Raw genomic sequence first — 12681 nt, 5'->3', positions numbered from 1 at the left:
CGTTCGCCTGTCACCGGCACGATCGAATCGCTCTCGACGGTGACGGGCCAAGTGCTGTTGCGTGAGCCTCCGAGGATTCTCGATCTGCTCGCCTACATCGACGGAACCGTTGTTGAGGTCATCCAACAACAGGGTGTTGTCGTAGAGGCCTCTTGCAGTTTGGTCCAGGGTATTTTCGGCATCGGCGGCGAGATTTGGGGTGACATTGCTGTCGCGGTTAAGGCGCCTGATGAGCCGCTTTCACCAGGTCATCTCTCGTCGTCTATGAAGGGCAAGATCGTTGTCGGGGGCTCCTTCCTCTCAGCCGAAACTATGGCCAAGGCGAAGGAATGCGGGGTGGCAGGACTGGTTGTCGGCGGGATTCATGACAAGGATCTACGCGCGCTATTGGGCTATGACCTGGGTGTGGCGATCACAGGAACGGAACAAGTGGGATTTACGCTGATTCTGACCGAAGGGTTTGGCACAATCCCGATGGCCTCGAAGACGTTCAAGCTGCTCTCGGCCCATGCGGGTCAGAAGGCGTCCATCTCAGGGGCGACTCAGATCAGGGCGGGGGTTATTCGTCCGGAGATCATCATTCCCAAGGAATCAGCAGCCGTTAGCACTGTGCGTCAGGCACAACGGGAAGGAGTTAGGATCGGCGATCCGGTCCGCATCATCCGTGACCCCCTATTTGGGAAAATCGGTGAAGTCTCAGCCTTGCCGCCTGATCTTACCAAGATCCCGACAGAGAGCGAGGTGAGGGTGTTGGAGGTAAAGTTTGCGGATGGATCACGGGCGGTGATTCCACGAACCAACATCGAAGTGATCGAAGGAGCGTGAAATCAGTGAACACTAAAGGGGTGCGAATGAGGGGGGCTCCAGTTGCGCGAAGTGTGAGATTCACGTTTTGCAAGCTCATTCTTGTCGCCTCTTTCCTGGGCCTGATCGCACACACACTCGCCTCAGCTCAGTCGACAATGACCTTGCCGGCGGAGCTTCGGGTCTTCGATACTCCCAATGACGGTGGGGAGAGTTTGACTGTCATATGGGCTCCATCGCCACTGGATGGTCCCGATCTTCGCTATCAAGTCTTACTAGGTGATGCCGGTGTTACCGATCCCGGCGCGCTCAAAGTCATCGCCGAGTTTCCTGCTAATACCCATTTCGTAAAGGACACGAAGGCTGCTTGGTGGACGAGACAGTCAGGCCAAGCCTGGCATCAGCATATCATCAGAAGTGGTAAGGGAATCGAGCTGAAAGACGGGACCGCGTATACGGTCACGGTTGCCATGGTCAAGGGAGAAGAGCGGGTCATTGGCCCTATGCTCCAAGCTACGCCCACTCCTGATTGGTTCAATTGGAATGAAATAAATAATCTGATACTGGCCTTGGCCTTTGGCACCTTGGTTTTCTACACGATAAGCCACGCCAAGCGGAATGACATCTTTCTGCGCCGGATTCCAGGGCTCGATGCAGTGGACGAAGCGATTGGTCGAGCAACTGAGTTGGGCAAGCCGATTTTGTATATGACCGGCGCCCACGACATGGGCGATCCTTCTACCATAGCTGCAGCAGTTATCCTAGGCCGAGTTGCCAAACGTACGGCGGCTTACGAGACGGAATTGCTGGTTCCTCACCGGGAGCCGATCACGATGGCCGTTTGTCAGGAGATTACGAAACAAGCGTACTTGGAAGCGGGTAAGCCCGATCTCTTCAAGGAAGACGCGAACTTTTTTATTACCTCTGATCAGTTCAGTTACACCGCGGCTGTAGATGGCATCATGCTCCGCAAAAAACCTGCGGCGAACTTCTTTATGGGGGCCTATTTCGCCGAATCCCTCCTCCTCACGGAGACCGGCGCCAGCACGGGTGCAATTCAAATCGCCGGGACCGACTCAGACCATCAATTGCCGTTCTTCGTGACGACGTGTGATTACACACTCATCGGTGAGGAACTTTATGCTGCCAGCGCCTATCTGTCCAAAGAACCAGTCCAGATCGGCACGCTGCGCGGGCAGGATATCGGCAAGGCCTTCATCCTATCGGTGATCGCAGTTGGAACCCTGCTGGCGACTTTTGGGATCGTAACGGGCGCGCAATGGCCGCAGCTCTTCCTCGACTTCTTTAGGGATCTCAAATGATCTTTTTGCGACGACAGCTCCCGCTTCTGATCACGATGATCACGGGGTTGCTGTTTGCGGGGCAGTACTACATTCCGCATCCGGCGTCTGAGCAGGTTCTTACCTCGGCCACGAAGTGGCTCCAGATCATAGGCGGCTTCGCGCTGGTTTTGGGTGTCACCAGCCTGTTCCATCAGCATGCGGTCAAGATCAGGCGGAAGGAAGCCGGCTGGGGGTATAGTTTCGTGCTCTATGCCGGCATGTTGGGTACGATCGCCGTGGGGCTCTGGGCTGATGGCAAGGAAAGTGTCGATGGTGTGATGACCGCGTTCGGATGGGTCTACTCTTTCATGATGGTTCCGCTGCAGGGCACCATGTTTGCCATTCTGGCTTTCTTCATTGCATCGGCCGCCTATCGTTCGTTCCGTGCGCGCAGCCGCGAGGCGGCGGTGCTGCTGATCGCGGCGGTGATCGTGATGATGGGTCGCGTACCTTTAGGGGAATACGTTATTCCGTTGAGCGGCGATGTGTCGCAATGGATCTTGAATGTGCTGAATGCGTCTGTCCGCCGGGCCATCTTGATTGGAGTGAGTCTCGGCGCTATTGCCTTGTCGCTCAAGATCATTTTCGGGGTTGAGCGGTCGTATCTTGGTGGAGGGAAGGAGTGAGTCGTGCTCGCTCCACCCATCCCCCTGTGGGGCCATTTCGCTGCGCGCGACTGGGGAGCCGCTCGGTGCCACCCGCAACTTACGGAATGTCCGGGGCAGGAAAAGGCATAACATGAGTTTCGCTGAGCGCATGCTAAAAGTTGATCGGAGGATCATCTTTGTGGTGATAGGCATTTGCACGCTCCTGCCGTTGCTTTATCCGGTCGGTTTGCCCATCAAGATTTCTCCCGAGGTTCGAGGAGTCTTCGACTATATCGAGAGCATGCCCGAAGGTTCCGTGTTCCTCCTCTCGATGGACTTCGATCCCGCTTCCAAGCCGGAGTTGCACCCCCAAGCGATTGCCATTCTTCGGCATGCGTTCCGAAAGAATCTTCGCGTCATCGGGATGACGCTCTGGGTTTCCGGCACGGGCATGGCGGATCAATTATTGAGCCAGGTCGCGAGAGAAGCGGGGAAAGAGTACGGGAAGGACTATGTGTTTCTGGGCTGGAGTCCCGGGGGCAATGCTGTAATCATCAACATGGGCCAGGATCTCTATACTACGTTCCCCAGCGACTATAGCGGCAGACCGACAAAGGGACTGCAGGTGCTTGATGGAGTGCTGACGTTAAAAGACGTGAACTATGCCGTGAGTCTCGCCGCCGGGAATCCAGGTGTAGAAGCCTGGTACGTATTCGGCAAGGACAAGTACAAGTTCGAGCTCGGGGGAGGCTGCACGGGTGTGATTGCGCCGGGGCTCTACCCTCTACTGCGCAGCGGGCAGATCAACGGCTTGATCGGCGGTCTGCGCGGTGCAGCCGAGTATGAAAGTCTGATCGGCCACAAGGGGCGGGCGGTAGCTGGGATGGATGCCCAATCAGCCACGCACGCGGCTATCGTTGTACTGGTCGTCATCTGCAATATATTCTATTTCTCACTAAGGCGGCAGGCGAAACAACAGGGTCATTTGAGCACATAGGAATGTAGACGCCTGATGGGTGCAACCATACTAGGAGCTTGGGTGGCGACGGGGTTAACCCTCTTCATCTTCTCGTTCCTCTATAAAGATAATCCCCTCTTCAAACTGGCCGAACATCTTTATGTCGGCGTATCGGTGGGCTACACAATCGTGAAGGCCTACGACACGGTGATTGTGCATCTGATTGTGAAGCCGATTTTCGAACAAGGGGAGATTGCGCTATTGATTCCCGTAGCGATCGGTCTCCTGATGCTGACTCGGTATGCTCCTAAGGCCGCCTGGATGTCCCGCTACGCTTTTGCCTTCATCGTGGGAGTCGGATCGGGGTTAGCCATTCCGCGCACGATATCTTCTTTCATCTTGAAACAGATTGAGGATACAGTCAGGCCGCTGCTCTCGTTAACGGGAAATGACGGGATGACGTTCTCAATGAATTTGCTGAATCCGGCAAGCAATCTGAATGCCATCATTATCTTGATCGGAGTCAGCTCGGTGCTGTTCTACTTTTTCTTTTCCGTAGAGCATCACGGGGCTGGCAAGATGGTGGCGCGAACGGGTGTTGTCTTTCTCATGATTTCCTTCGGTGCGGCCTTTGGCTATACGGTCATGGCCCGCATGTCCCTCTTGATCGGGCGACTGACAGACCTCATCGAATTTTCCGATGCCTCGTATGGCCGCCCGACCCTCTGGTTGCTGCTTGTGACCGTTGGGGCACTGATCGTGCTTTCTCGCCGTACTCGCGAAGGACCTCCTGAGACGCAGTAGCCTGCTATTCCCCCGTTGCACGTCTGGAAAGTGGTTCGTTACAATAGGCCTGCGCAGTGAAGGAGATCTATGGCGACCGAGACAGCGAAAGACCCGAAGCAATATCCGGTACTTCGCAATCTGCAGTTCTCACCCATCAAAGAGGGGGAGGATCAGTTTATTGTCCTCTGGGATCCAAGCGGTTTGAGCAAGGAAAAGCTTGTCCTTCCGCTGAACTACTTCTTCATCATCCAGCATTTCGACGGCGAACACTCACTTCAGCAGATCGGCGCCATCTACCTCAAACGATTTGGTGAGTTCCTGATGCCGAACAAGGTGGAACAACTGATCGCCGACCTTGATACCAAGCTGTTCCTTGAAGGAGAACGGGCTGACTCGGCGCGAAAGGAAGCGCAGGAAGCCTATCGGAAAACTCCACTTCGCCAAGCCCAGTTTGCAGGAAGAAGCTATGAGGCTGACGGCGCGAAGTTGAAGAAGCAGATTAACGGGTTCTTTTCGTCGAAGGAAGGCCCGGATTTTAAACCATCGGAACACAAGGGTACGCTGATCAAGGGGTTGGTCGCGCCGACGTATGATCTCAAACAGGCTGGACCGATCTACGCGTGGGCCTATAAGGAGCTCCAAGAGGCCCAGCAACCGGATGTCTACGTGATCATCGGGACGGCCAATGCAGGCCTCGATCATGTTGTGGCCGTGACCGACAAGGATTTTGAAACGCCGCTCGGCGTGGTGCAGGCCGATCGTCCTATTTTGGAACGTCTTCAGTCTCTCGTGCCGGAGTATTTTGCTGAAGACATCGCGCATCTTCAGGAGCATGCCATCGAGTTTCAGTTGCCTTTCATTCAAGTGGTAACCGAGGGCAGGCCATTCACGATTGTACCTGTTCTGTCATCATTTTCGGCCTCCAGCCTGAGCGATCCATCCGTTCGTGCCGACGTCGATCGTTTCCTCGGCGCCTTGCGCGAGGCGATCGATTCCTCCGGTAAGCAGGTTTGTGTGATAGCCGCAGGGGAGTTGGCCCATCTTGGTATCCGTTATGGTGACAGCGCCCCGCCGACCGATTTTTCGTTCCACCGGTCGATGCAGTACGATTTGGAAATGCTCAAGTTCGTGGAAGAACTGAAACCGGAAGAATTCGCCGGCTATATTCAAAAGGAAAAGGATCAGCGCCGCATCTCAGGGTTCTCACCCATCTATTCAATCCTGCGGTTGATCCAGGCTGAAAAGGGGCAGGTGCTTCGCTACGACCGCGGGATTACCGACCAGTATAATTCGACCGTAACCTACGCCAGCATGTCATTTTTCTGATTATTATTCTTTGACCGGCACCTTCATCGTGATCGGCTCGAGAGGATTATCACGGTCGTCACGTGGAACGGCGACGATCTTGTCGACCACGTCCATGCCGCGGAAGACTTCCCCGAAAACCGTATAGGTGCGATCCAGCCCGCTGTTGTCCGAGACATTGATGAAGAATTGTGAGCCGCTGTCGTTGAAATCGCGCGTGCTGTTGCTTTCGCGGGGAACCTTTGCCATGCCGATCGCGCCTCGTTTGTGGGGGCGATCACTGAGTTCCGGGGAAAGAAAATATCCCGGACTACCGGTGCCGTGGAGGGATCGGTCCGGATGCTTGCTCATGGGGTCGCCTCCTTGGATGATGAATCCTGGAACGATGCGATGAAATGTGGTTCCATCGTAGAAACCCATTTTCACGAGTTTGACGAAATTATCAACATGGCGTGCGGCTTCGCCGGCATAGAAGCGAATCTTGATCTCGCCGAATTTCGTCGAGATCGTTACGCGGGGATCGATTTTCTTAAATTCCACACTCATGGGCTTTGACTGTAACAAGGCGCTGTTGCCGGTAGCAAGTCCCCGAAGCGTGATGAGATATGAGCAATTCGTTTGTTTCCTTGTATCAACTCAGTAACTCATTCCTCAAAGCGGCGCGCCTGGCATTCATCCCCATGAAGCCCTTGCCCTGGATTGATCCGGATCCAGAGGAACGCGCCAACCACAGCGATGCTTCCGGCAAATGCCAGGGACAGCGGCCAGCCCCAGTGGTAGGCGATCCACGGTGTAAGGGATGGAGAAATCGCGCCGCCAAGATTGGCACCGGTATTCATCAGTCCTGAGAGAATGCCGGCATGCGCCTTAGATAGATCCGAAGTTGACGCCCAATAGGCACCAACGGTGAAATACAGGCAACCGGCGCCAAGGGATAAGCTAGTAATGGCAAGAATCGGTGAATCGATGAAGCCACCTAGTATGATGGCACATCCCGCGAGGGCCATGCCTGAAGCGCCTGCCACGCCCCGCCCTGTTGTCACGCCATATCGGGATGCCAGCCGGTCGGTGATCCAGCCTCCGAACGGACAGCCGACGAGCATTGCGAGAAAGGGCAAGGCACTGTAGAACCCTCCACGAAGTACGTCGAACCCTCTGATGTTGACCAGGTACAGATAGAACCATGCGAGGTAGATGTAGGCCACGTAGCCAAGACAACTGTAGCTCAGCACCAGCCACCAAATCGTTGGCGTCTTGCCCAATTGCCTCCAGGGAATGGTCACAGTGTGTCGATCTTCAACGTTGGGGTGCGTTGTCCTCTGATGATCCCTGACCCAGGGATGCTGTTCAGGGTGATCGCGGGAAAGCGTCCACCACAAGACTCCCATAACTAGCCCAATAGCAGTCGAAAGATAGAACACGGTTTGCCAGCCCCAGTTCACCATGACCCACGCGGCAAGTGGGGGGGTTATGGCAGCGCCAAGGCCAAGGCCTCCGATCGCAATCCCAATGCCAATACCTCTGGAGTTATACGGCATCCAATTGGCGACAGCACGATTGACGGAAGGAAATGCGACAGCCTCACCGACTCCCAATGCGAAACGAACTGCGAAAAGAGCTCCGATAATTCCGAAGAGATCAGCCAGTGGCGAAGAGGCGGCGATCGCGGTGAAGGCTGTGCAAAGAGACCACCAGAACAATGCTCCGGTTAATACAGTACGGGCGCCCCACCGATCTGCCAGCCACCCCCCTGGAATCTGAAACAGCGCGTAGCCCACGACGAAGGCCGAGAAAATCAACCCCATTTCTTGGTCGGTCAGCCCGAATGCCGGCATCATGTGCCGCGCGGTCACTGAGATATTCACCCGGTCGATGTATGTGACGGCGCTCGTCAAAAACAACAAAAGGAGAATCAACCAGCGAACTGGTGTGGCTTTGGCAGATGGATTGCTCACGCGTTGCGAAACTCTTTGAATGGCATGGCGAGATGGTCGAGATTATAGCTGCTCTTCTGCAACATCACTAGATGTCCCGTGCGCGAGTGAGGAGAAAATCCCCTGTTGGTTCGCGGACTTGCTGGCTTTAACCGGAACGATCCGGTAAGATGCCATGAGGACTTCTTTGAAAGAATCATGGAGCGAGCGTGTCCGCATTTCGCCTAGCCGGAATTTTCCTTATCATTCTCCTAATCGGAGGGATCGCCTTCCTATGGTTTGGTCCTCGGCTAACGGGTGAAGACTACCTGAAAGAATTCTTTCTGACCCAGCTTGAACAGAACCTCGGCCGTCGCATTGATGTGCATCGGATCAAGCTCGTTCTTTTTCCGAAGATCAGGCTGGAATTGACTCAGGTTGCCATCCATGATCGGCAATCGGATCAGATTCTCCTCTCGGCAAAAAAGCTTGATCTCGTATTGCGATTGTTACCGTTGCTCCGCAAGCAAGTCGTGGGAAAAAGATTGTCGATCGAAGAACCGATCTTGACCATCAGGCGAGATCGTAACGGTCATTGGAATATCTTCGAGAGTTTCAGTCGTGTGCCGGCGACAGACGAAGAAGCATTGAAAATGATGAGCCGAATTTTTCGGATTAGGGAAGCGACGCTGATCAACGGAACGGTCACCGTGATCGACGAAGCGAGGCCGGACGGAGTTCGGACGGTGAAGCTGGAGTCGGTTAACGCAGGGCTTACGATTCGCCTCGATCGGGGGCAGGCGGATCTCCAAGTTTCTGCAGCGCACAGAGGGGCGCAAGGCATAGCCGGGATGTCTCTCTCCGGTGTGTTCAAGCGGGCGGAACAGAAGATGTTGACGTCTGATGGTTCTTCTCGGCCGGCGTTGGAACTTCAGTTTGACGGCAAACTTGAGGCGGTCAACCTGGGGCTCCGCGATGCTGCGGATTTCCTAGGGCCTCGCCCCGTGCCGGAATCTCTTCGAGGAGCCGTCACGGTACGCAGCGGCATCAATGTATTCCCAGGTGTTGCAGGTTATGACGTCTTGCTGCCAGATTTCTCAGCGAATCTGGATCAGCTGGTTACGATGGGAAACGCGAGTCTTTCCGGTCTGCTTACACCTCAGCCGACGTTCGCGATCACATTCGCTTCGTCTCCTGTGCAGATCAGTGATTTGATGGGAAAGATTCCACCGTCGTGGATACACCCTGATCTTCCTGCCGTCATGCAGGACCGGCGGATCAACGGGAAGGTGACCGTCGCGTCAGCGACGGTGACAGGTTCCTACGCCGAAGGTCCGCAATTGTCCCTGACCGGAGAATTCCACGTCAAAGATGGGAAGGCGCTCATCGGAGACGAACACGTGCCGGCCATGGACTTGTCAGCGATTGTATTCGTCGAGGCCGGTCGCATCAGGGTAAACAATTTGGCCGGACTGTACGGAACGATTCACATGGCCGACAGCAAGGGGCAGATTTCTTTTCTAGAGGCAGGTCCTTGGCTTGAGATGGAGATAACGGGAACCATGGCGGCGTCGGATCTGCTGCAGTTACTCGCGAAGACCGTCAAATCTGAGCAGTTATCGAAAGTTTTGGCGGCGTCGCGTGACGTCGAAGGTTCGGCTGCCCCTACATTCCGTCTCGTTGGTCCTCTCAATCAACCAGGCGGGATTACATTCGCCGGAGGAGAGATCACGGCGCAGCACGTGAGTCTGACCAACTCGAATTTGCCGGAGCGGCTGACTGAGCTGCAAGGCCACTTCGTGTTGGCTGAGGGGGAGACGCAGTTTGATCAAGTGTCCGGGCATCTCGGCGATTTGACTGTGCAGGTTCAAGGCGGGATCACCGGAGGCAATGCCGGGCAGTTCCGAGATCTGCTCGTGCGCATCAGCGGCGATGCCGTTCATATGGCGCAGTTGCTTCCGGCAAAGGCGGTTCCCTCAGGTACGATTGGAGGGGCAGCGGTGGGCCTGGTGTTGCTTACCGGTCCAACAAGTACACCCCATTTGCGCGGGGGATTGGATTTGACGGAGTCGAAAGTCTCGCTACCCGGGATGTTGGAAAAACCCATCGGGGCTGCAGCGACAATTTCGTTTGAAGGAGATATTCCACAACCTCGCAACGTTATCTTGAATTATGTTGAAATTTCCACGCCCTCAATCCGCCTGCCGATCAAGGGAAAGATTCAACTCGGCGACAAGTTTTTAGTTGATGCGGGACTAGCCACCGGAACGGTCTCTTTATCGAGCCTGCCTGAATGGATCGTGAAGGGTGGTTTCGAGGCGGGAAATTTGGAACTTTCTTTGGATGTGAAGGGGAAGAATCAAGACTGGAAGACTTGGAAGATGACAGGTTGGCTCGCGCTGACGAATGGTTTGATGAACGCCAGGCGAGTGGGGGGGCAGGTCCAAGATTTGTACGTTCGGCTCTTGCTCGCGCGTGACGTGGCGCAGTTGAAGCGGCTCTCATTCAAGATCGCGGATAGCGACGTGACATTGGATGCAATAATCAAGAATTGGACGGGGAAACCGTTGATCACTGCTAAAATTGAATCCAATCAAATGAATCTCGACCTCCTCATCCCGAAAGGGGAGCGATCGCCTATGCGAGAGTTTCTCGAATGGTTGGCGGCGACAAGCAAGACCAGCGCAACCGCGTCGATTTCCAGGGGTTATTACAAGCATTTGAAATTCGGTGGTCTTTCTGCTCGCATTACAATTCAAGATGGCTTGCTCGACGTCGATCGCGTATCCGGAAAATCGACGAACGGAGATGTGGCCGGCAGGATCGTTGTGGAATTGCCTAAACGCAAACCGGCCGATGCGGAACTATCGATCCGCGCGACAGGACTTTTGGTCGAGGATCTGTTCAAGCTTGTAGGGGTCAAAGGTGGGGGTGTTACGGGGGAGACGAGGTTCACTGGAACGATCCGCGGGCACGGACGAAATCCGCATGGTGTCTATCCAACGCTCAATGGAAAAGTTGATCTCTTGATGGAAAACGGACGTGTGTTCAAGAGCGAGGAACGTGCGATCTGGAAGATCATCAGCATTCTCAATTTGCCGGCGGTCTTGCAAGGCAAGGTTGATCTGGAGAAGGACGGCTTGCCCTATAACAAGGTCACGGCGACAGTGACCGCCAGAGACGGCCTGTTCGAAACAGAGAATTTCATCATTGATAGTCCTATCGTGAAAATCACCGCGGCAGGCAATTTCGATCTGCCGACAGATCAGATCGATATGGTATGGGCGGTGAGTCCCTTCGGGTCGTACTCACAGTTCCTCAAAACTATCCCGCTGTTCGGACGGCTCTTTGCTGGCGAACGGACGGGACTTGCCACTGCGATCTTCTCAGTGAAGGGATCCATTAAGGACCCCGAAGTCAAGTACTTGCCCATGAAGTCGTTTGCCGCTGGGTTTACAGGGCTCGCGCAATTAGCTGTAGATGTATTGATGAACACCGTGATGCTGCCGATCGATCTGGTCACACCGGAGGAGAGCAAGGCGGTTGCGCGGGATCGGATTCCGAATAGTGAGCCTGTCCCTGCCACTCCGTAAACGCGCGTCAATTCTTGACCATCTCCAGACCTCATGTTAGATTCCGCACCGGCGGGATGCTGAAATAGTCTTCAAATTCGTTCTCGCCTCCCTCAGAGATTCAATGTGCCGGGCCGACAGGGGCAAAGTGCCTATCTGTTCTCTCTTGCTTATCATAAGAGCGGAATACGCTAAGATTAGAACGTATCTCATGATCTTTATACCCACTATGGTCTTGCTTTGGTGAATGTGTGTTTCAACGCGCGATGGTTGACGGGAAGCGACGGAGCGCCATTATCAGTATACTGGTATGATACAAAAGGGGGCTGGGAATCATCTCGTTACGGAATGATACTCTAGAAACAAGAGATTATGACTCGAGCAGCATCACAGGCTCATAAAGCCATCCTCTTCATCGCCGCTAGTGAGAGTGACTCCATTCTGTACTACGCAACGAAGTTCATGGCCCCGGATCCGTTTATCTACCTGGAAATCAAAGGTGAACGTATCATGGTTATGAACGACCTAGAGATGGATCGTGCCAAGAGTCAGGCCGGTGTGGATCGTGTGTTGTCTTACTCGGAGATCGAAAAGCGGGCCCGCGACCACGGGGCTGCATCGCCGGGAAGTGCGGATATCGTGCACGTGATTTTGCGGGATGCGAAGATCAAACATGTGGTCGTGCCGGGGAATTTTCCATTCTCCCACGCAGCCAGACTTCAAGAACTCGGCTATCAGGTTCATGCCAAGGGTGATCCTTTTTATGAGCAACGGGTGGTCAAGACGACGGAAGAAGTTCGGCACATCGAAATGGCGCAGCGGGCCACCGAAGAGGCGGTGGCTGCCGCACACGACATGTTGCGGAGCGCTTCGATCGAAGATGATACCTTGTGGTTGGACGGAGCACCGCTGACTTCCGAGCGGGTTAAGAAGCTGATCAATGTGAAGTTAATGGAAGGTGATTGCGTGGCGCAGCACACGATCGTTGCCGGTGGTGAGCAGGCCTGTGATCCGCACAATGAGGGAAGTGGACCTTTGCCGGCGCATCGAAGCATCATCTTCGACGTGTTTCCCCGGTCGGCCAGATCTCGATATTTTGCAGACATGTCGCGGACGGTTGTTCGCGGCGTCCCCGGCGCAGAACTCAAAAAACTTTATCAGACCGTGAAGGATGCTCAGGAAGAGGCCATCACGAAGATTAAAGATGGCGCGGACGGCGTGAAGATACATCGGGGGATCTGCGAACGTTTTGAGAAAGCGGGCTACAAGACTGGTCTTGTGAATGGGCGGATGCAGGGATATTTTCATGGAACCGGACACGGAGTCGGCCTGGATATTCATGAGGCTCCGCGCATCAGCCGGACCGGCTCATTGCTGCAGGACGGGCATGTCGTCACGGTCGAGCCCGGTCTG

General features: G+C 54.7%; 10 protein-coding genes. 8 read left to right on the top strand and 2 right to left on the bottom strand.

The features are described 5' to 3' along the window. The 6 genes from ACWVCN_RS10055 to amrB all read left to right on the top strand — a co-directional run. Window positions 1-825, top strand: an 825-nt coding sequence (locus tag ACWVCN_RS10055; RefSeq protein WP_455245511.1) for a hypothetical protein, incomplete at its 5' end; no start/stop codon positions are given. Window positions 826-851: 26 nt separating this feature from the next. Further along, on the top strand, window positions 852-2126 hold the full coding sequence (locus ACWVCN_RS10050; RefSeq protein WP_455245510.1) for a DUF6754 domain-containing protein: 1275 nt from the start codon (window positions 852-854) through the stop codon (window positions 2124-2126). Beyond that, window positions 2123-2773 carry a hypothetical protein gene (locus ACWVCN_RS10045; protein WP_455245509.1) on the top strand — a complete coding sequence of 217 codons (651 nt, stop codon included), beginning with the start codon at window positions 2123-2125 and terminating at the stop codon, window positions 2771-2773. The genes ACWVCN_RS10050 and ACWVCN_RS10045 overlap by 4 nt, the downstream gene beginning before the upstream one ends. 112 nt (window positions 2774-2885) lie before the next feature. Further along, window positions 2886-3731, top strand: coding sequence for a hypothetical protein (locus ACWVCN_RS10040; protein WP_455245508.1), 846 nt, complete (start codon window positions 2886-2888; stop codon window positions 3729-3731). 42 nt (window positions 3732-3773) lie between these two features. Beyond that, window positions 3774-4496, top strand: coding sequence for a hypothetical protein (locus tag ACWVCN_RS10035; protein ID WP_455245507.1), 723 nt, complete (start codon window positions 3774-3776; stop codon window positions 4494-4496). Window positions 4497-4565: 69 nt separating this feature from the next. Next, complete coding sequence (gene amrB, locus ACWVCN_RS10030; RefSeq protein WP_455245506.1) at window positions 4566-5804, top strand: AmmeMemoRadiSam system protein B; 1239 nt, start codon at window positions 4566-4568, stop codon at window positions 5802-5804. Between the two features lie 3 nt (window positions 5805-5807). On the opposite strand, the gene ACWVCN_RS10025 is transcribed toward amrB, so the two are convergent. Both ACWVCN_RS10025 and ACWVCN_RS10020 read right to left on the bottom strand, forming a co-directional pair. Continuing rightward, a complete protein-coding gene (locus ACWVCN_RS10025) occupies window positions 5808-6329 on the bottom strand; it encodes a peptidylprolyl isomerase (RefSeq protein ID WP_455245505.1) in 522 nt (173 codons plus the stop codon). Window positions 6330-6427: 98 nt separating this feature from the next. Continuing rightward, the gene (locus tag ACWVCN_RS10020) at window positions 6428-7738 is read right to left on the bottom strand and encodes an MFS transporter (RefSeq protein ID WP_455245503.1); all 1311 of its coding nucleotides are present in this window, start codon (window positions 7736-7738) and stop codon (window positions 6428-6430) included. Window positions 7739-7926: 188 nt separating this feature from the next. Here ACWVCN_RS10020 and ACWVCN_RS10015 point away from each other — a divergent pair, with 188 nt between their 5' ends. Then, complete coding sequence (locus ACWVCN_RS10015; protein WP_455245501.1) at window positions 7927-11289, top strand: YhdP family protein; 3363 nt, start codon at window positions 7927-7929, stop codon at window positions 11287-11289. 351 nt (window positions 11290-11640) lie between these two features. Then, a partial coding sequence (locus ACWVCN_RS10010) for a M24 family metallopeptidase (RefSeq protein ID WP_455245499.1) occupies window positions 11641-12681 on the top strand: 1041 nt, incomplete at its 3' end.

The sequence above is a fragment of the Petrachloros mirabilis genome (assembly GCF_975968855.1).
Note: the sequence above shows the minus strand (reverse complement) of the source record. Positions and strands in the feature narration are given on the sequence as shown.